Genomic DNA, 20,945 nt, shown 5'->3' on the forward strand with positions numbered 1-20,945 from the left:
CGTGGGCGCAATTTGAAAAGTACCTCAGAAATGAACCTGAGGCTGAATCAGACTGTCGCAGTAATCGCTGTTCGTTGCCGGGTTGAAAAACGCTTTGTCGACTGCGGCATAGCTAAAGGAAGCCACCTGACTGCTGGCTTTGCTGCTGTAGGGTTGCCCCATCAGATCCAGATACGGGCGGTAATCCAGTCCGGTAGCGTAACTGGCTGCAATCAATAGCCAATCATTGTTATCTAGGCTTTTCGCTTCGCTCAACGTATAGGTACTGAACCCGATACTGGCTTTGCGGCTCTGCCAGTTTTCTTCGCTGTTATCGGCATCGGCAAAGGCTTTATCCAGCAAATGCAGCCGGGCAATCAGATGCCAGCCGTTGCTCAGCTTTCCCTCGTGCTGCGCATGCATCATCATCTGAACGATCAAGGCCGCGCCCTGACTCCAGCTGCGGTCATTGCGTCCGGCCATATAAGCCGCCGGATCAGCGCTCAGCTGACTCTGACGAATATCGGCCAGCATCTGATCAAAAGGCAGCGACTGGCACTGATGTGCATAACCGCTTTCCTGCACGGCTGCGAGGGATTTCGGGTAATAAGAATAGAAATTCGTGGTTGCGTGGCCTTCATATCCATTGAACTTGAAGCGACCGCTCTCGACATTGTGTCCGACTTCATGCAGATCGCCGTGGCCGAGTACACTGAATGCCCACCCCGCATCATAAGGATTGCCGGAGCAGCCATAGCCGCAGGTGGGCTGATCAGCATTCATGTGCTGCACCTGATCCCACACCGGTAGTGTCAGTCCATGCTGGGTTGCAAAAGACTGGACTTCCGCAATCGGCGTGATGTTCTCCCCCTGATAGCCAGCCAGTGCCCGCAGGGCGCTGTGGTGATAACGGGTCAGTCGCGGCGCGACGTCACTGGCACTGTCCCAGCGGCTGTTTTCCGACAGCGTGGTCAGCATCCGGTCATTCCGGGAATGGATCTCGAAATGCTCGGTTGTCAGTTCAGCCCAGTCGAACGCTTTGCTTTCCAGCGCGGCCTGAAAGGCTGCATCACTCATCCCCGGTTGCCAGTAAGGATGTTGCGCCACCTGACGGAAAGAGAACGTCATCGGGGTGCCCAGATCGGAGAAACCGATCTGAACCGGCCCCCCGTAAGGTGAGGTCAGGGTGATGGTTTCACCGGCCTGAATTGTCACCGGGCTGGACTGCAGATATTTCGGCCGGTGATAGCCGTTGGCTGGCGTCATTGGCTTGGTTGACGTGGCGCGCTGGGTATTGATGAACACCGTCGCAGCCACGCCGGTGTGATTGTCGGTTCGCGTCACGGTAAACCGCTGGCCGGGCAGGGCATAGACACCGGCAGCCCGCCACGGACGACGGCTGGTCAGGCGGACCGTTTTGCTGATTGGCGTGACATGGCTGAAATTCGTCCGGCTGAAGTTGCCCAGATCTGACTGTACCGGATTGATCTGACGCGAGTAATAGGTCAGATGATCAGCAAAATAGCTTTTCAGAAACGGGACCGTTGCCGTAGTGTTTTTCGACATCGGGAACTGCACCTGCTGACGGTACTGGTCGGCCAGCAGGATCAGGTGTTTCTCCAACGGATACGCCTGCGGCAGCGCAAAGATATCTGTACCGCTGGCATCGACTTGCCGCACGATTTGGCGCAGCGATGTCACGGGCGTCAGGAATTCCTGTTCAAAGGCCGTGATATTTGAACAGCTCTGATTGTCGTCTTCACAATCCTGGATGCGGAAACTGAAATCATGGTTGCTGAAGTGCTGGATCAGCCCGGCGATCCCAGACAGAACATCGGTACTTTGCCGCATGTCTACTGCGGATGCCCAACTGGCTTTGTCCTGCGCAAAATAGTTCCCGGCACCTCCGACCGCTTGTGTCTGCACACCGAAGTAACTCAGGATCAGGTTGGTGTCCGGGGTTGAGTTCCAGCTGTTGGTATGGACATACAACAACGGCTGTTTACGGGCTGCCACACTGTCCAGCGCGGCGGCAACGGATGCCTGACTGAACGGGTTGCTGGTTCCGGTAATCACTAGATCCGCCGATGACAGACAGTCAGCCAGTCGAGCCTCATCCGTACACAGGGAAAACGTCATTTGCGGGTAGCGGCTTTGTAACCAGCGCTTCGACTGTTCGGAATGACTGTTGCTGATCAGCATCAAAGCCACATGCGGATTTGCCGGGCGGGACGACAGTAACCAGTCTGTGACTTTGTTCATCTGGGGCGCAAATGCGCTGTGTTCACCTGCATTCAGTTCGCGCAGGATATTGGTGCCGAAGGCTGCACTGCGCCGGCCATCCTGTTCACTCAGGGTGGCCAGCAGATTGCCTTTCACACCGCTGAGCAGCGCCTGCGCACTGGTCAGATATTGCAGCGTGAAAAAACGGGAGTGTTGTCCCGGATCATATTCAATGCGATCGTGACCGAAAATCTGGGCCTGAATTTCGCGCTGGCGGTGTTGTTCTGTTGCGATCAGGCTCGAAATCCGCTGTTCCAGCACAGATGATTCTGTGGGTAAAAGCCGGGGATCGCCTGCTTTGACCGCCCGTTGAATGGCATCTGAGGACTGGCTGTTGCCTGCATCACTGCTGCCGGAGTTACCGGCTGTTTGATTGCTGCTGTCTGAGCCACCGCCGCATGCTGTGAGCGATAAACAGAGCAGAAAAAGACTGAATGGTTTCATGGGACAGTGTCTGTTATGAGTTTTATATCGTTAATAACATAAACGACAGATTTGAATGTGAAATGCGGGAAAAACTGGCATCCAGTGTGAAAAAAATGTCAGGGTTGTCTGTGTCCACGATGCTGTATCTCTGAGCGGGGACGAGTCGGAAATGGGGATAGGATTCCACCCCAAATCCTGAAATAATCCGGACAGATGAAAATGAACAGGATTCCCGCATGCTGAAACACATCCGAGTCTGGGTCGCGCGTTATGATGCCTGGTGTGAGCGAATGGGTTTTGTCCCAGAAAACCGCCGTTGTTGTGCGCCGATCCGCTATGATGAAGAGGATGCCCGCCATCCGGCAAACCGGGCAGCCCGACGTCAGGCGACCCAGCCAACAGAGGACGAACAGGCCCGTGCACTTGATTGACAGTCATTGTCATTTTGACTTTGCGCCTTTTTCGCAGGCCCCGGCGGCTTACCTGAGAGATGCGCAGCGGGCGGGTGTCAGTGATATTGTCATCCCGTCTGTCGGTGAGAAGAACTGGCAACGCATTCAGGTAATGTGTGAGCAGCAGTCGCCGGAAACACAACCTGCCCTTTATTATGCACTGGGAATGCATCCTTTTTTTGCTGCAGAGCATACTCCGGCAACACTCAGCCGGTTGGAACAGGCATTAGCTCAGGCCGGACCCCGCTGTGTTGCAGTGGGTGAATGTGGACTGGATTTTGCCATTGCGGATGCTGATCGCGCCCAGCAAATCGAGTGGCTCTCGGCACAATTGTCGCTGGCCAATCAGTTCAACCTGCCGGTGATTTTGCACTGCCGAAAAGCATTTCCAGAAATAGTGACCTGCCTCAAATCCTGCCCGCCAATTCGGGGAGGCATCTATCATGCTTTCAGCGGGAGTTTGCAGCAAGCCCATCAACTTCTTGATCTGGGTATCAAAATTGGCGTAGGTGGTACGATCACCTATCGCAGAGCAAACAAAACTCGCACTACAATAGCTCAGTTGCCACTTGATGCACTGTTACTGGAAACGGATGCGCCAGATATGCCACTGGCGGGTTTTCAGGGAGAGCCGAATCGCCCCGACAGAGTGGCTTTGGTTTGTGAAGCGCTGGCCGAACTTCGGTCGGAATCTGCTGCTGACTTATCCCGGGCTACTAGCAAAAATGCCTGTGAATTGTTTGCACTGCCTTCTCAAAAATGAAGATTCTGACATTGATTTGGCTTTTTATTGTGCATCAAGTAGAACTTTCGTGTGATCAATATCACACTTGATGTTCAACTTTCACTCGGTTGCCAACCAAAGTGTGACGTGTGCATTACATGCTGTTAGTTGCCATGCGTATAATGCGCCCGACTCCTTGAGAGCCGAATTGTCGAGACGCCAAAATTTAACTATAGGGATGCCATAAACTATGAGCCTGTTTATGAGCCTGGTTGGGATGGTTGTGCTGCTGCTGGTAGCCGTGCTGCTGTCTGATAACCGCAAAGCAATTAATTTACGTACTGTTGGTGGCGCGTTTGCCATTCAATTCTTCTTTGGTGCATTCGTGCTGTATGTACCTGTCGGTCGTGATGTGCTGTACGGTGCATCGCAGTTCGTTGCCAATGTTATCGGATATGGTGATCAGGGGATTTCCTTCCTGTTCGGCGGTCTGGTTTCAGGTAAAATGTTCGAAGTATTCGGTGGCGGCGGTTTCGTCTTCGCTCTGAAAGTACTGCCGGTCATCGTGTTCTTCTCAGCGCTGATCAGCGTGCTGTACTACCTGGGTATCATGCAGTTTGTCATCAACATTCTGGGTGGTGCACTGCAAAAAGCACTGGGAACGTCCCGTGCCGAATCCATGTCTGCAACAGCAAACATTTTCGTCGGTCAGACTGAAGCACCACTGGTTGTGCGTCCGTTTGTACCGAAGATGACTCAGTCTGAGCTGTTTGCGGTCATGTGTGGTGGTCTGGCCTCTGTTGCCGGTGGTGTACTGGCCGGTTACGCGTCGATGGGTGTTCCGCTGGAATATCTGATCGCTGCGTCGTTCATGGCAGCACCAGGTGGTCTGCTGTTTGCGAAAATCATCAAACCTGAAACAGAAACGCCTGTGGATCAATTGGGCGCAGATAAAGATGATGAAGGTCACGATGACAAGCCTGCCAACGTGATTGATGCAGCGGCAGCGGGTGCATCTTCCGGTATGCAACTGGCCCTGAATGTGGGCGCGATGCTGCTGGCGTTCATCGGTCTGATTGCGCTGATCAATGGTATCCTGGGTGGTATCGGTAGTTGGTTCGACATGCCTGAACTGACGCTGGAGCTGATCCTGGGTTACGTCTTCCAGCCGCTGGCTTTCCTGATTGGTGTGCCTTGGAATGAAGCACAGGTTGCCGGTTCTTTCATCGGTCAGAAAATTGTTGTGAATGAGTTCGTTGCTTACCTGAACTTCACGCCTTATCTGAAAGATGTGGCTGATGGCGGTCTGCTGGTTGCTGAAACGGGTGTCGCGATGTCTGAGAAGACCAAAGCGATTATCTCCTTCGCACTGTGTGGTTTCGCAAACCTGTCTTCGATTGCAATCCTGCTGGGTGGTCTGGGCGGTCTGGCACCAAGCCGTCGTCACGATATCGCTCGCTTCGGTATGAAGGCCGTTGCAGCTGGTACGTTGTCGAACCTGATGTCTGCAACGATTGCTGGTCTGTTCCTGTCTCTGTAAGACAGACACAGAACGCTTCATCTCTGAAACGCCGCGGCTGATTGCCGCGGCGTTTTTATTGGTTTTGCCCTGAGCTCCGACCCGCTGAAGCCCCTGCCAACAGAATCAGTAACTATCTGGTTTATTTTCGGAAAAAAGTCGAAAAAAGCCTACTCCCGGCCTTTCCTCTGCGGTATCAGACGCGCATCCTTAGAAGACACTTCATTGCCTTGGGTCTACACTCTGTGTGGGTTTATGGTGGGCGATTTGCAACGCGGCCACCGAATCAACAGGAGCAGGCAATGTTTGAAGTCATGATCGCGCTGCTGGCTGGCGTCATTGTTGGTTTGCTGTTTTCCGCGCTCAAGCTGCCCATTCCGGCACCTCCGGTCTTATCGGGGGTGATGGGGATTGTGGGTGTGTTTTTAGGCGGGCAGTTGTATCAGTGGATCCTCGAGCGATTTTTTTCCGGATAAATCGGACCTGTGCGGACAGAAACCGTCAAAGCACTGAAATCGCTCAGTCAAAGATTAGGGTCATTCAGTCAACACATTATCCACTCAGGGAAACGTTTGGGTGATGGTTTGGCTGATTTTCGCTTGGTAAGATGGCTGAGTAATGTCGCAGGGTGATGAAACCTGCGTGAATGCATTCTGATATTTTTGTGAATTAGGATGTGTTTTGGATGGCTGGTAAGGGACTTAATTGCCCTTACGCGGTGAAAAGGATGTCAATCAGGTGCCGAAAGGCGAATCTGAGTCTTCACGGAGTCAAGTCCGCTTCTGTTTCTCTGTGGCTACAATCACCGATTGAACATCGGTCAGCCAGGCGCAAACAGGACACTTGGTAGAACAATTTCGACTGGAGAAAGTCATGAGCGATTTAAAAACTGCTGCACTGCGTGCGTTAAAACTGATGGATCTGACCACACTGAATGATGACGATACTGACGCCAAAGTCATTGCGCTGTGTAAGAACGCAAAAACGCCAGTGGGCAACACCGCTGCGATTTGTATTTATCCGCGTTTTATTCCGGTTGCGAAAAAGCAGCTGCGTGAGCAGGGCACTCCGGAAGTCCGCATTGCAACCGTGACTAACTTCCCGCACGGCAATGACGACATTGAGATCGCTGTGGCTGAAACCAAAGCGGCCGTTGCTTACGGTGCAGATGAAGTGGACGTGGTTTTCCCATACCGTGCCCTGATCGCGGGCAACGAAGACGTGGGCTTCGAGCTGGTGAAGCAGTGTAAAGCTGCCTGTGGCGATATCCTGCTGAAAGTGATCATCGAAACCGGTGAACTGAAAGATCCTGCCCTGATTCGTAAAGCGTCTGAAATCTCTATTCAGGCGGGTGCTGATTTCATCAAAACTTCGACCGGTAAAGTCCCTGTGAACGCGACCCCGGAATCCGCTGAGATTATGCTGACCGTGATCAAAGACATGGGTGTGCAGGACAAAGTAGGCTTTAAACCAGCGGGTGGTGTGCGGACTGCAGAAGATGCGGCGCAATATCTGGCCATGGCTGATCGTATTCTGGGCGCTGACTGGGCTGACAACATGCACTACCGTTTTGGTGCATCCAGCCTGCTGGCAAATCTGCTGCATACGCTGGGTGAAGGCGATAAAGCAGCGGAAGGCGGCTACTAAGTCTTTCCGAGATCCTTACGGATACTGGTCTGCAGCAGTCGGTTTTCCTGACTGCTGCAGGAAACAGCCCAATACAGGGAAGGGCAGTGCTCGTCCGCCGAGCTGCTGATGAAGCGCTAGTGCCGCTCCCAAGCCAAGTCGAGGCACCTTATGTACTTACCTCAGGAAATCATCCGCAAAAAACGTGATAACATCGCGCTGACCCAAGAAGAAATTAACTTTTTTATTCAAGGCATTGCCAAAGATCAGGTGTCTGAAGGCCAGATCGCAGCCTTTGCAATGGCAGTGTACTTCAATGACATGACCATGGACGAGCGTGTGGCACTGACTTGTGCGATGCGCGATTCAGGCATGGTGCTGAACTGGGACCACATGAACTTCGGTGGCCCGATTGTCGACAAACACTCCACCGGTGGTGTGGGTGATGTGACCTCGCTGATGCTCGGCCCGATGGTGGCCGCATGTGGCGGCTTTGTTCCGATGATCTCTGGTCGTGGCCTGGGCCATACCGGCGGCACACTGGATAAGCTGGAATCCATTCCGGGTTATAACATCATGCCGTCGAACGACGTATTTGGTCAGGTCACTCAATCTGCAGGTGTGGCGATTATCGGCCAGACCGGCGATCTGGCACCAGCCGACAAGCGCGTGTATGCAACGCGCGATATTACCGCGACAGTCGATAATATTTCACTGATCACCGCATCGATTCTGTCGAAGAAGCTGGCTGCTGGGCTTGAGTCGCTGGTGATGGACGTCAAAGTGGGCTCCGGCGCATTTATGCCGACTTATGAAGCTTCGGAAGAACTGGCGAAGTCGATTGTAGCTGTCGCCAACGGTGCGGGCACCAAAACTACAGCGCTGCTGACGGATATGAATCAGGTGCTGGCATCCAGTGCTGGTAATGCGGTGGAAGTGCGCGAAGCCGTTCAGTTCCTGACCGGTGAATACCGCAATCCGCGTTTGTTTGAAGTCACGATGGCGTTGTGTGTCGACATGCTGCTGAATGCAGGTCTGGCTAAGGATGACCAAGAAGCGCGTACCAAACTGCAGGCGGTGCTGGATAACGGTTCGGCTGCTGAGCGCTTTGGCAAGATGGTCCACGGACTGGGTGGTCCGGCTGACTTGATTGAAAACTACAACAACTATCTGGCGACTGCCGAAATCGTGAAGCCTGTTTTTGCGACGCAGAGCGGTTTTGCTGGTGCGATGGATACCCGTGCACTGGGCATGGCTGTGGTGAGCATGGGCGGTGGTCGTAAAGTGGCAACCGATACGATTGATTACGCTGTGGGTCTGACCGATATGATTCGTCTGGGTCAGTTCGCAGACAGTCAGACACCGCTGGCCGTGATCCATGCACGCAGCGAAGCACAGTGGCAGGAAGCAGCCCAGGCAGTCCGTCAGGCAATCACAATGACAGAACAGGCACCAGCGGCAACCCCTGAGGTTTACCGCCGTATCCGTGCTGAAGATGTTTAAATTGGAGCAATGATGAAAAGAGCAATTATCCTGGTACTCGACTCGTTTGGTCTGGGCGCAACCGAAGATGCGCACAAATTTGGAGATGTCGGCTCAAATACCATGGGTCATATCGCCAAAGCCTGTGCGGAAGGTCGTGCTGACAACGCTAATCGCAGTGGCTTGCTGAATCTGCCGAACCTGACCCGTCTGGGGCTGGGGAAAGCGGCGGAAGAGTCCTGCGGTGAGTTTCCTGCAGGTCTGGACCCACTGGCTGAAATCACCGGTGCCTATGGCCATGCTGCAGAGATTTCTTCAGGCAAAGACACACCGTCCGGCCACTGGGAAATCGCAGGTGTGCCTGTTCTGTTTGACTGGGGTTACTTTACTGACACCAGCAACAGCTTCCCGCAGGAACTGCTGGATCGCATCGTGGCGCGGGCCAAGCTGCCGGGTTATCTGGGTAATTGCCACGCATCCGGCACACAAGTGCTGGATGATCTGGGTGAAGAACATATGAAAACCGGCAAGCCGATTTTCTACACCTCTGCGGACTCTGTGTTCCAGATTGCCTGCCATGAAGAAACCTATGGTCTGGATAACCTGCTGGAATTGTGTCAGATCGTGCGTGAAGAACTGGAAGACTACAATATTGGCCGCGTGATCGCCCGTCCGTTTATCGGTCCGGCGAAAGGCCAGTTTGAGCGCACCGGCAACCGTCGCGATCTGTCGATTGAGCCACCTGCAGCCACCGTGTTGCAAAAGCTGGTGGACGAGCAGCAGGGCCAGGTAGTGTCTGTCGGTAAGATTGCCGATATTTACGCTCACTGCGGCATCACCCGTAAAGTGAAAGCCACAGGCCTGGAAGCGCTGTTTAATGCCACGCTGGCTGAAATGGACACTGCGGGTGATAAGACGATTGTTTTCACCAACTTTGTCGACTTCGATTCTGCCTATGGTCATCGTCGTGACGTTGCCGGCTACGCCGCAGCGCTGGAATATTTCGACCGTCGTCTGCCGGAGCTGCTGGCGCAGTTGAAAGAAGACGATGTGCTGATTATCACGGCGGACCATGGCTGCGATCCAACCTGGCCGGGCACAGACCACACCCGCGAACACATTCCTGTGCTGGTGAGCGGTCCGAAAATTCCGGCTGGCTCTCTGGGACGTCGTGAAACGTTCGCCGATATCGGTCAGAGTCTGGCAAGCTACTTTGGTACGTCTGCCATGGATCACGGGACTTCTTTCCTGTAACCGCGCGACCAGGCGGTGAAGTCTGACGCTGAATGCGCAATGTGCCCTGTCCGGAGACAGGCAGGGCACCTCAACAATGATTAAGGAGCGAACAGATGGCTACTCCACATATTAATGCCGAAATGGGTGATTTTGCGGATGTTGTCCTGATGCCGGGGGATCCCCTGCGCGCTAAATTTATTGCCGATACATTTCTGCAAGATGTGAAAGAAGTGTGTAACGTCCGCAATATGTTTGGCTATACCGGGACTTACAAAGGCCGCAAAATCTCTGTGATGGGCCATGGTATGGGCATTCCGTCCTGTTCTATTTATGCCACAGAGCTGGTGAAAGATTTCGGTGTGAAGAAGATCATCCGGGTCGGCAGCTGCGGCGCAGTGCGTGATGACGTGCACCTGCGTGATGTGGTGATTGGCATGGGTGCGTCCACCGATTCAAAAGTGAACCGTATCCGCTTCGGTGGCCATGATTTCGCGGCGATTGCGGATTACGGCATGGTGCAGAACGCGGTTGAAGCGGCCAAAGCTAAAGGCATCAAAGTGAAAGTCGGGAACCTGTTCTCGGCGGATCTGTTCTACAACCCGGATTTCGACTTTTTCAAAACCATGGACAAGTACGGCATCCTGGGTGTTGAAATGGAAGCGGCGGGTATCTATGGTGTGGCTGCAGAGTTTGGTGCCAAGGCCCTGACAATCTGTACCGTGTCCGATCATATCCTGCGTGGCGAAGCGACGACCTCAGATGAGCGTCAGACCACGTTCCTGGAAATGATGGAAATCGCACTGGAATCTGTGTTGCTGGGCGACAAAGACGCAGCATAAATTCAAATCGTTCACCCTTGAACGTAAAGACGACCCGCGGGTCGTCTTTTTTGTGGCTGTGAGGCAGGGTCGGCAGCTCAGTCCTTCGCGTTGGCGGTCAGCAAAAATGGGAAATGCCAGACATCTTTCCGGCGACCGAAGGTGTAAGCCAGAATAAAGCCAATGAACAAGGCGGCCAGAACCAGTCCGCGGACGGTATTGGTCATATTGTCGATTTGATCTGCGGCATGCTGAACCAGCTTTCCGTGTTCCAGTGTCAGTCGCAGATAGCCCACGATCTGGCCGTCATCCGTCAGCACCGGCTGCACAATCTGCTGGCGGCCAATACTGGCAGTCGACAGCGGTGTCGTCAGGCCGGACACCTGATCCAGTGGCATGGCATCTTCGGTTTGTGCCAGCGGGGTGCCTTCCACATCATAAATGCTGGCATCGAGAATCAGCGGCTCGTCAGAAATACGGTTCACCAGTGCCTGAAGTTTGTCCTGCTGATTTTCAAGAATATCGTCTGTTGCTGTGCTGGCGGCCTGCCGGGCAATAATGCGGGACAGCGACTGCGTCTGCTCACTCAGCATGTTGAAGTTGTTCTGATTCAGGCGGGCGCCATATTCCAGCATGGTGATGAGGCCAGCAAAGCTGAGGACCAGCACCAGAAACTGCCAGATACGCTGCATGCGTACAGTTTTGAACTTAAACATAGTCGTGACTTCTTTGATCAGAATAACCAACCAATATTGGGACTTGCCCTGATAAATTGCAATAGGGTACTTTGTGGGGAGTTGAAATTGCATTGACATGGATGTGAGAGACCGTGCTGACGATAAAAAAACATACTTCGCTACATACCCGCTTTCCGGAAAGTGTTGCAGCAACCAATCTGGACGTGAAATACGTCTCGGCTGTGGTGTACAGTCAGGCGCTGACTCCGGAGCGGATTGATCGGATAGAACATCACTGCGGTGAGACGTTCTCGGTGATCGCCGCCTGGAAAGTGGGGCAATACGACGTCCTGCTGCTGCGTAATCCGCTGACCGCTCCTTTGATTGAGGCACTGGAAGCACATCGGGTGGATTATGCACCCTTCAGAGATTTGCCCGATTTATCTCAACCCGGCCTGGCTGTGTTTGATATGGATTCGACCGCCATTCAGATTGAATGTATTGACGAAATTGCCAAACTGGCTGGCGTCGGTGAGCAGGTGGCGGAAGTCACCGAGCGTGCCATGCAGGGCGAGCTGGACTTTGAGCAGAGCTTGCGTGAGCGGGTCGCGACTCTGGCAGGGGCGAGTGCCGACATTCTGGAACAGGTGCGTCAGCAACTGCCCCTGATGCCGGAGATGCGCGAGCTGATTGCGGCGTTGCATCAGTACGGCTGGAAAACCGCCATTGCTTCCGGCGGCTTTACCTATTTTTCTGATTATCTGAAAGAAGCGTTGCAACTGGCGCATGCGCAATCGAATCAGCTTGAAATTGTGGACGGCAAGCTGACCGGTCAGGTGCTGGGCAGTATCGTTGATGCACAGGCGAAGGCCGATATCTTACTTGAACTGGCTGAAGCCTATGATATTGCACCTCACAATACGTTGGCGGTCGGCGACGGTGCCAATGATCTGGTGATGATGTCTGCTGCCGGACTGGGCATTGCCTACCATGCTAAACCTAAAGTGGTGGCCACAGCGCCTGCGGCCGTTCGTTTTGCTGATCTCGGCGGGGTTTTGTGCCTGTTGTCGGCTTCGCTCTGGCCTCAGAAGATTGGCTGGTAAGCAGCCACAGCTATTGAGCAATCGGGTCCCCGTTTGTGCGGGGACTCAAAGGGTCGATAGATACGAACGGGTTCATGTTCTTCCCGCTCAACCGGGTTCTCGTCCCGTGTTACAGCCCCAGCCTCAGTAAGACTTCATCCGTAATATCGTAAAACTCACCAAAGCCCATCAGAGAGGTAAATTCGATTTCCAGCGAGCGGGCCCGGTGCATGGCGACTCTGGACAATTCGGCCAGTTCCTGCGCGATCAGCGCCGTGGTCGGATCCAGTAACGGCACCGCCGTGATCCGGACAGCCAGAAAATGCCCTTGCTCACGTGCCTGCCGGGTAAACTGACGACGGCTTTCACCGGTCTGGAAATCACTGAACAATTTGCTGATCACTCTGGGCGTCTGGCCGGGTTGCGGCAAGATAGCCAGATACAGCTCATGAACATAGGGCTGTGTGACTGCGATGGGACGCATGGTTTCGCTCAACAACTGTTTCACCCGGTGCTGGAAAATCGGGGCCAGTGACAGTTGTTTCTCATCTCCGGATTGCTGCAGTAATTTACCCAGGGTCGGTAAGGGCTTGTTGGCCCCGATTGCCCGGACTTTGACCTGATTTTCAACCTTTTCGCAGAAATACGGCAGACAGTTCAGGCGGGTCAGCAGCATCTGGTGCATGGCCAGCAGCAGCGGACCGGCTGGCATAATTTCTTCACTGACCGGCAGCCTTGCTTCGTTGTGTTTGATTAACCGGCGCAGGAAATGCTCGCTGCGGGCGGCATCTTCGCCACGACCCGCGGTCAGCTGCACATTGCGGCAGTCCGGACTCAGACGGACAACCTGATAAGGAATACGCCGTAAAGGTGCTTCTTTCGCCATTTGCAGCAGTTCATCAAAGGTGACTTTGAGTTGATCTCCCCGTTTCGCCCTCAGGGGCTCATCCAGCCGCAGGTTCAGGCCCCGGGTTGAAATATCAATGGTATGACCGAGGAGCGTGCTTCCTTCCTGTTCTGGTGTGGCGGGCACTTCCAGCGCAACCGGGGTTTTGAACAGAAAACGGGACTCACTTCGCTGCGGTTTGGGATCGAAATACACCGCACGGGTTGCTGCAACCGGATTGCGCGGATGACGGAACACTTGCAACTGCTTGCTTGGCAGTGCTGGTTTTTCGGTCAGGCGGTAATCGTTCTGGCCCGCACGGTTGGTTAAATCCTGAAGCACACCGATGTGCGTCAGGGTCGAGAGGGTATCCAGCAATTCCGGGGCAATTTCCTGTAACTGGTTCCGGTCATCCTGACTGATGGGATACAGTGATAGCCGAATCACACGCCAGCTGTCGCGGGCGGCACCGATGTGCCAGAACAGCTGACGTTCTTCAACGCGCATTTCCGGCAGCGCGGCAGAATAAAAATAAGATTTGCCTTCATGCTGATGGGTAAAGCTGTAGATCAGCGTACTGCACTGACTCATGCCTTCTTTGCCCAGCGTTCGGATCCGCTCTTCCGACAACAAATGGTTGATGACAGACTGATTCCGTTCGTCATGCCAGTGTTCCCAGACATGACGATTGTGTTCGGTGAGTAAACAGTATTTCAGTTCAGTTCCGGCAAAAAACAGTGGAATACTGCTGGTATGTTTCAGAAAACAGTGTTCATAGCCGCGGGCTCGCGTCTGGATAATTTTGTCTTCATAGTTACGCCGGGAGCGGTTTGCTGTTTGTTGTCTGCTGGCTTCAATGGCATCTTTGATGGCGTCATTGGGGGCCACCAGCACCAGTCGCAGCCAGGTAAAACTTTCATTGTCATGCGGCGTAACACCTAAGACCCGGTAATTCATGCCCTGCATTAACCGCTCGTCTTTCAGTTGCTTGGCCAGCTCCGGGAAATAGGCCGTCACCATCTGGCCTTCAACATACCGGAAGGCGGACGAGACCCGGAAACGAGCACCCGACGGTGAGATATCGGCGGAAATACCATTCACTTCCTGTGAATACGGCAGACTCAGCACCACCGGGGTCGAAATCTGGATCCGTTGTTCACTGCGGTTCAGATGATAGCCAAACCGTAAAAGTTCGGCTGAAAAAGGAGGGGCGTCTTCAACCGGGGGCGCTTCCGGCTCTGCGGCCTGCTGGGGCTCCGGCTGCTGTTGTCGCATCACCCGGAAATTGTTACGGGTGGTCATCAGCGATTCATAAACGCCGACCCGGAATTGATCGCCGTAGGCTTTGATTCGGCGACGATAGACATTCATCGCGACATCATCCAGCCAGTGCGTCATGCCGTGCAGCTCATAAGGGCGGCACTCGCCATTCACTTTGCCGCGCAGATCAACGGGTTGCCGGCACGGTGCCATCAAACGGTTCAGTTCCATTTTGACCTGCAGCCGGGTCGGGCCGTTGAGATCATTGGTCAGATGCTGAAACAGATCGTTGAAATCCTCGCTGTCATAAGCGGGCAGCAGTTGTTCTATCAGTCCTTTGTATTCGTCCAGCAACATAGTGGTTTTAGCAACAGGTCTCTATCGGGTATGATTTCCAATTGTGCAGTAAAATTGAAAATTGTCATAAGTTTGTGGACGGAAAGTCTGGCCTGGCGCATGTCCTGGCGGTTTCTTCATCATTTTGGTGCTTGGATTCTCTTATCCGAAGCAGCCATTCACAGGCTTAGGTTATGCAAGGGTTATCATGGCAAAAACCAAAAGAGCTTACGTCTGCAGCGAATGCGGGGCTGACTTCCCACGCTGGCAGGGCCAGTGCAGTGCCTGCGCCGCTTGGAATACCATTACCGAATTCACCATTCCGAAAACCAAATCGGCCCTGGGCGGGGCGGGCAACGGCAGTGCGGCAAACAGCTATGCCGGTGCGGCCACCAAAGTGCAGAAGCTTTCTGAAGTTGAAAGCAAAGATCTGCCTCGATTCAGCTCAGGAATTTCTGAGCTGGACCGGGTGCTGGGGGGCGGGATTGTCCCAGGCTCCGTGCTGCTGTTGTGTGGTGACCCTGGGGCCGGTAAATCGACGCTGTTGTTGCAGAGTATTGGTTCTGTGGCGGGCTCACGTGAGGCGTTGTACGTGTCGGGTGAAGAATCCATTCATCAGATTTCCCAGCGGGCGAAGCGGCTGGGTACACCGAACATCGACCGGATTCAGGTGGTGGCGGAAACCTCAGTCGAACAAATCCTGCATCATGTGCAGGAGCAGAAAGCTGAATTTGTCATTATTGACTCCATTCAAACCATGACCGTGGCACACAATGAGTCGGCGGCCGGCAGTCCGAGTCAGGTCAAAGAATCTGCTGCTGCGCTGACCCGGTTTGCCAAGACGGAAGGGGTAACCTTCATGATTGTCGGCCACATCAACAAAGATTCCAACGTTGCCGGTCCGATGCAGCTGATCCACATTGTCGATGGCTTGTTCGCGCTGTCGTCAACGTCCGATGAAAAGTTCCGTGTATTACGAACCTCGAAGAATCGCTTCGGAGCCGATTCTGAATCCTGCTTCTTTGCCATGACAGAAACCGGCATGAAACAGGTCAAGAACCCGTCTGCGATTTTCCTCAGCCGCTCGAATAAGAACCATGCTGGTTCGGTGTGTACCACGCTGTGGGAAGGGACCCGGCCTTTGCTGGTGGAGATTCAGGCGTTGTGTAACCAGTCGCTGACCGAAGTGCCGCGACGCCTGAGTGTGGGCTACGATTCCAACCGGCTGGCGATGTCGATTGCGGTGCTGGCCCGCCACGGCGGCGTGATGCTGTCGGATATGGATATCTTCGTCAACTGCGTTGGCGGGATCCGAATTGAGGAAACCTCGGCGGACCTTTCCGTGCTGCTGGCGATTTTCTCCAGCTTCAAAAACGCGCCGATCCCGCAGGATGTGCTGGTGTTCGGTGAGATTGGCCTGAATGGCGATATCCGGCCCTCGGCCAATGGCGTTGAGCGGATCCGTGAAGCGGCGAAGCAGGGCTTTACCCGGGCGATCATTCCGAAAGCGAACGCCAGCCGCCCGTTGCCGGGCATCGAGATTATCGCCGTTGAAGATCTGCAGGAAGCGCTGACGGCGTTCGAACGGGTTGCCGTTTAAGCGCTATTCATCTGCAGCCAGATCGGTGAGATGCGCCAGCTCGCGATGCAGCAGGGCATCATCACCCAGATTCAGCTCAATTAAACGGCGCAGGTGCGACAGGCTGTCGATATCAATGTGGGCGATTTTCATCCGCAGCGTGGTTTCGTCCTGCTCGATCAGTTCAGCGGCCATGGTCAGATGAACATCGGTCTGCGGTAACACGATATCGACGTCAAATGTGTTGTCCTCGCGCTGTGGCCAGTCTTCAGGGCGGGAGAGCAACACGCCATGCAGGGAAATATCTTTCAGTGTGGTGTGCCATGTAGCGCCTGCCTGTTGCAGCGTTGCCGGTGCCTGATACACAATCCGGATAAACTGACGTCGTTCTTTCATCATCTGCGCGTCCTCTGGGATCCATTCTTCGAGTGTAGGGCGATCCGGCCCGCTGACCCAAATAGAGAAAAAGCTTTGTTGATAGCGCTCTCACTCTGATTCTCAGATCAAAAAAGGCTGCCCTGAGGCAGCCTTCGGTTCAATCTTTTAGGATGGCTTACTTGGCAATTCGCTTGTACTTGATGCGGTGTGGCTCTGCAGCCTGCGCACCCAGCGTCTTTTTCAGCCAGTCGGTGTATTCGGTGTAGTTCCCTTCGAAGAAGTTCACCTGACCTTCATCACGGTAGTCCAGAATATGGGTCGCGATCCGGTCGAGGAACCAACGGTCGTGCGAGATCACCATGGCACAGCCCGGGAATTCCAGCAGCGCTTCTTCCAGTGCGCGCAGGGTTTCTACGTCCAGGTCGTTGGTTGGCTCATCGAGCAGCAGCACGTTGCCGCCAGCTTTCAGCAGTTTGGCCAGATGGACACGGTTCCGCTCACCACCCGAGAGTTCACCGATGCGTTTTTGCTGATCGCTGCCTCTGAAGTTGAAACGGGACACGTAAGCACGGGACTGGATCTCGAAGTTGTTGATGCGAATCACATCATTGCCTTCAGAGATTTCCTGATACACGGTGTTGTTGTCGTTCATGCTGTCGCGGAACTGTTCTACAGAGGCCAGTGTCACCGTGTCGCCCAGTTCAATGCTGCCTGTATCCGGTTGCTCGGTGCCACTCAGCATTTTGAACAGGGTTGATTTACCTGCACCGTTGGCACCGATGATGCCCACGATCGCACCTTTCGGAACGCTGAAAGACAGATCGTCGATCAGAACGCGATCACCGAAGGATTTGGTCAGGTTGCTGACTTCAATGACTTTGTCACCCAGACGCTCACCCGGCGGGATAAACAGTTCGTTGGTCTCGTTTCGCTTCTGATGATCTGCGGTGTTCAGTTCTTCAAAGCGGGCCATACGCGCCTTGGATTTCGCCTGACGGCCTTTCGGGTTCTGACGTACCCACTCCAGCTCTTTCTCGATGGTTTTCTGACGCGCTTTCTCCTGAGAGGCTTCCTGCTTCAGACGGGCATCTTTCTGCTCCAGCCAGGACGTATAGTTGCCCTGCCATGGAATGCCTTCACCCCGGTCCAGTTCCAGAATCCAGCCCGCGGCGTTGTCCAGGAAGTAACGGTCGTGCGTGATGGCCACGACGGTTCCGGTGTAATCAACCAGGAAGCGCTCCAGCCAGCCCACAGATTCTGCATCCAGGTGGTTGGTTGGTTCGTCGAGCAGCAGCATGTCTGGTTTTTCCAGCAGCAGACGGCAAATCGCAACCCGGCGGCGCTCACCACCGGAAAGGTGTTTGATCTGAGCATCCCACTCCGGCAGACGCAGGGCATCTGCCGCACGCTCCAGAGTGTTTTCCAGATTGTGGCCGTCTTTGGCCTGAATCAGGCTTTCCAGTTCGCCTTGTTCTTTTGCCAGGGCATCGAAATCGGCATCCGCATCTGCGTAAGCTGCGTAAACGGCGTCCAGACGTGTCAGGGCATTGGCCACGTCAGAAACGGCCTCTTCGACCACTTCACGGACCGTTTTTTCTTCATCCAGCACTGGCTCCTGCGGCAGGTAGCCAACATTCAAGCCTGGTTGTGGACGGGCTTCACCTTCGATATCGGTATCAATCCCGGCCATGATACGCAGCAGGGTCGATTTACCCGAGCCGTTCAGGCCCAGAACACCGATTTTGGCGCCCGGGAAGAAGCTCAGTGAAATATCTTTCAGGATCTGTCGTTTCGGTGGCACAACTTTGCTCACCCGCGACATGGTATAGACGTATTCAGCCATTTCCGTAAGTCATCTCTGATTATTGGAGAAAGGGGTATTTTAACCATTCTGGGCCTAAGTTTAACAGCAATGTCTCAGAATGATGGTTAAGATGAATACAGGGTGACCTGAGGAAATGGATTGAATGGGGTGTGACTGTGTCTGCTGAATCATTGCCACAGTTTTGGTGCAACTTCAGTGATACAGTGCCAGAAAAACAGGGTCGCCTGTGCATTCTGACCTCCGCCTGACTTCAGGCTGACGCAGGTCATTCCCCCTGAGGCTAGGATATTGGCCTGCAGGGGCTTGAAGCCCACAGATTGAATGAGTTGATAAAGGGGACATATGCAGTCTGAAGTAGTGTTGCGCCATCCGAGTCGCTGGCTGTTGGGTCTGGGACTGTGGATGCTGCTGGGAGGAAGCGCAGCGCAGGCTGCGACGTTGGAGCAGCAACGGGCGTGGTATGAGGCCGCAAAAGAAGCGCTGGAAAAAAACAATCAGTCCGCTTATCAATCTTACCGGAAAAAGCTGGATGACTATCCGCTGACGCCTTATCTGGATTACCGTCAGTTTCAGGAAGGCCTTGCAAAACGCCAGCCGAAAGAAGTCCGGGCATTTCTCGACAAATACAAGGATCTCCCATTTACCATCAAGCTCAGATATTCCTATCTGGATGAACTGGCTGATGCCGGCCGCTGGCGCGATCTGGTGACATTTCAGACCGAGCCGCCATACCGGGAAAGCTATCAGTGTCAGTATTATTATGCGCTGAGCAAAACCGGGCAGACGAAAGCCGCGTGGGAAGGGGCGGAATCGCTCTGGCTGACGGGGGCATCGCTGGATGATGATTGCGATCCGATGCTGGAAGCCTGGGAAAAAGCAGGCAAGCGGACCAATGCGCTGATCCTCGATCGCATGCTGTTAGTGTTTGAAGCCGGTAATCAGGGATTATTGAAATATCTCGACAAACAATTGTCCGGTCAGGCCCGAGCAGAGGGCGATACGGTTTTGGCCCTGTTCAGTCAGCCCGAAGGCGTGGCTGAATTTGCCAAAAAGAGCAAAGTGACCGAATTTAACCGTCAGCTCAGTACACTGGCGTATCAGCGACTGGTGCGTGTGGATACTGCCGAAGCGCGGAAGCAACTGGAGCGGGTGGCTGATGGCCAGAAACTCAGTTCAGATCAAAAACAGGCGCTGGCAAATTATACTGCGGCCCGGCTGATGGATTCCGATAACCCTGAGCAGATCCGCTGGCGGGATGCCACGTTGCGTCTGAGCAAAGATGATGATCTGATCAGCCGACGGATTCGCGTGGCGCTGCGTGAAGGCAACTGGACGGAAGCACAAGCCTGGATCCCGGCGTTGTCGAAGGAAGAACAGGAGACGTTGCGCTGGAAGTTCTGGCAGGCGCACCTGCTGGCAAAAACCAATCCGGTAGCCGCCAAACCGCAATATCAGGCGTTGCTGGGCGACCGGAACTTCTACAGTGCAGCGGCTGCCACCGTGTTGGGTGAGACTATTGACTTCCCGGTGGAAACCCTGACGGATGCCGAAAAAGATGTGTCGCCATATCTGCCGGCCCTGAAGCGGATCGAGGAAATGCTGGCGACAGAGAAAGTCTATGATGCCAATCTTGAATGGTGGTATTTGCTCAAAGATCTGGATCCGAAAGCCATCTGGCCATTGGCCGGTTATGCCGGTGAGAATCAGTGGCACCATCTGACGGTACAGGCCACGATTTATGGTCAGATGTGGGAGCATCTGTCGCTGCGTTTCCCGCTGGCCTTTGCAAATACGTTTCAGTCATACGGCAAGCAGCGTGAACTGCAGACGACGACTATGATGGCACTGGCACGTCAGGAAAGCGCCCTGAATCCACAGGCTGTCTCGCCGGTTGGCGCACGGGGATTGATGCAACTGATGCCCGCGACGGCGAAACATACCGCGCGAAAACTGGGTTATAAGTATTCAGGGGTGAGCAGTCTGTTCGAGCCGGAAGTGAATATCCGGTTGGGCAGCGGCTATCTCAAAATGATGCTGGAGCGCTATGACAATAATCGCATCTTCGCTTTTGCTGCGTATAACGCCGGGCCGGGCCGTGTGACCCGCTGGCGGGACATCAGCGGGGGTCAGTTGGATGCCTTTGCGTTCATGGAAACGATTCCTTTCGGGGAGACCCGCGGTTATGTTCAGAATGTGCTGATGTTTAAGGGATATTACGACAAGCTTCTGGGTCAGGATGTCCAACTGCTGACGACGGAAGAGCTGAACGCAAAGTACTGATTCAGTGCTGAGAGTCGCCATTCAGGCTGGTTCAGGGTAGAATTCGGGAGTGTTTGTCAGCCTGTGCAGTCAACCGATTGCACAGGTTTCAGTTGAG

The 20,945-nt window shown here is 54.1% G+C and carries 16 protein-coding genes; 11 read left to right on the forward strand and 5 right to left on the reverse strand.

All coding sequences use genetic code 11. From position 1 onward, the window contains the following. Positions 1-24: 24 nt before the first annotated feature. Positions 25-2,706: an ImpA family metalloprotease gene (locus KDD30_RS02550; protein ID WP_211647250.1), complete on the reverse strand. Its 2,682-nt coding sequence runs from the start codon at positions 2,704-2,706 to the stop codon at positions 25-27. A 218-nt stretch (positions 2,707-2,924) separates the two neighbouring features. On the opposite strand from KDD30_RS02550, the gene KDD30_RS02555 reads away from it, so the two are divergent. The 8 genes from KDD30_RS02555 (at position 2,925) to deoD (ending at position 10,566) form a co-directional block, all read left to right on the forward strand. Beyond that, positions 2,925-3,119: a hypothetical protein gene (locus KDD30_RS02555; RefSeq protein WP_211650168.1), complete on the forward strand. Its 195-nt coding sequence runs from the start codon at positions 2,925-2,927 to the stop codon at positions 3,117-3,119. Continuing rightward, positions 3,112-3,903: a TatD family hydrolase gene (locus KDD30_RS02560; RefSeq protein WP_249199267.1), complete on the forward strand. Its 792-nt coding sequence runs from the start codon at positions 3,112-3,114 to the stop codon at positions 3,901-3,903. The genes KDD30_RS02555 and KDD30_RS02560 overlap by 8 nt, the downstream gene beginning before the upstream one ends. 211 nt (positions 3,904-4,114) lie before the next feature. Next, the gene (locus KDD30_RS02565; protein WP_211647252.1) at positions 4,115-5,404 is read left to right on the forward strand and encodes a NupC/NupG family nucleoside CNT transporter; all 1,290 of its coding nucleotides are present in this window, start codon (positions 4,115-4,117) and stop codon (positions 5,402-5,404) included. Positions 5,405-5,685: 281 nt separating this feature from the next. After that, positions 5,686-5,859: a XapX domain-containing protein gene (locus KDD30_RS02570; protein ID WP_211647253.1), complete on the forward strand. Its 174-nt coding sequence runs from the start codon at positions 5,686-5,688 to the stop codon at positions 5,857-5,859. Between the two features lie 397 nt (positions 5,860-6,256). Next, entirely contained in the window at positions 6,257-7,030 is a 774-nt protein-coding gene (deoC, locus tag KDD30_RS02575; RefSeq protein WP_211647254.1) for a deoxyribose-phosphate aldolase, read from the forward strand. A gap of 150 nt (positions 7,031-7,180) precedes the next feature. Beyond that, positions 7,181-8,512 (forward strand): thymidine phosphorylase, encoded by a 1,332-nt coding sequence (gene deoA / locus KDD30_RS02580; protein ID WP_211647255.1) that lies wholly within the window; start codon positions 7,181-7,183, stop codon positions 8,510-8,512. A 12-nt stretch (positions 8,513-8,524) separates the two neighbouring features. Continuing rightward, positions 8,525-9,745: a phosphopentomutase gene (locus tag KDD30_RS02585; RefSeq protein ID WP_211647256.1), complete on the forward strand. Its 1,221-nt coding sequence runs from the start codon at positions 8,525-8,527 to the stop codon at positions 9,743-9,745. Between the two features lie 95 nt (positions 9,746-9,840). Beyond that, positions 9,841-10,566, forward strand: a complete 726-nt coding sequence (deoD, locus tag KDD30_RS02590) for a purine-nucleoside phosphorylase (protein ID WP_211647257.1) — start codon at positions 9,841-9,843, stop codon at positions 10,564-10,566. A gap of 77 nt (positions 10,567-10,643) precedes the next feature. Here the strand turns inward: deoD and KDD30_RS02595 are convergent, their stop codons facing one another. After that, entirely contained in the window at positions 10,644-11,261 is a 618-nt protein-coding gene (locus KDD30_RS02595) for a YtjB family periplasmic protein (RefSeq protein ID WP_211647258.1), read from the reverse strand. A gap of 113 nt (positions 11,262-11,374) precedes the next feature. On the opposite strand from KDD30_RS02595, the gene serB reads away from it, so the two are divergent. After that, positions 11,375-12,325 carry a phosphoserine phosphatase gene (gene serB / locus KDD30_RS02600; protein ID WP_211647259.1) on the forward strand — a complete coding sequence of 317 codons (951 nt, stop codon included), beginning with the start codon at positions 11,375-11,377 and terminating at the stop codon, positions 12,323-12,325. 109 nt (positions 12,326-12,434) lie between these two features. Here the strand turns inward: serB and KDD30_RS02605 are convergent, their stop codons facing one another. Beyond that, positions 12,435-14,807 (reverse strand): PilZ domain-containing protein, encoded by a 2,373-nt coding sequence (locus tag KDD30_RS02605; RefSeq protein ID WP_211647260.1) that lies wholly within the window; start codon positions 14,805-14,807, stop codon positions 12,435-12,437. Between the two features lie 187 nt (positions 14,808-14,994). Here KDD30_RS02605 and radA point away from each other — a divergent pair, with 187 nt between their 5' ends. Then, positions 14,995-16,386: a DNA repair protein RadA gene (radA, locus tag KDD30_RS02610; protein WP_211647261.1), complete on the forward strand. Its 1,392-nt coding sequence runs from the start codon at positions 14,995-14,997 to the stop codon at positions 16,384-16,386. Between the two features lie 3 nt (positions 16,387-16,389). Here the strand turns inward: radA and KDD30_RS02615 are convergent, their stop codons facing one another. Together KDD30_RS02615 and ettA are read right to left on the reverse strand one after the other, a co-directional pair. Beyond that, positions 16,390-16,761 (reverse strand): PilZ domain-containing protein, encoded by a 372-nt coding sequence (locus KDD30_RS02615; protein ID WP_211649463.1) that lies wholly within the window; start codon positions 16,759-16,761, stop codon positions 16,390-16,392. Positions 16,762-16,918: 157 nt separating this feature from the next. Further along, complete coding sequence (ettA, locus tag KDD30_RS02620) at positions 16,919-18,586, reverse strand: energy-dependent translational throttle protein EttA (protein ID WP_211647262.1); 1,668 nt, start codon at positions 18,584-18,586, stop codon at positions 16,919-16,921. Between the two features lie 324 nt (positions 18,587-18,910). Between ettA and sltY the strand changes: the two genes are divergently transcribed. After that, the gene (gene sltY, locus KDD30_RS02625) at positions 18,911-20,848 is read left to right on the forward strand and encodes a murein transglycosylase (protein ID WP_211647263.1); all 1,938 of its coding nucleotides are present in this window, start codon (positions 18,911-18,913) and stop codon (positions 20,846-20,848) included. The last annotated feature ends 97 nt before the right edge of the window (positions 20,849-20,945 follow it).

It is taken from the genome of Photobacterium sp. GJ3 (assembly GCF_018199995.1).
Taxonomy (GTDB): Bacteria; Pseudomonadota; Gammaproteobacteria; order Enterobacterales; family Vibrionaceae; genus Photobacterium.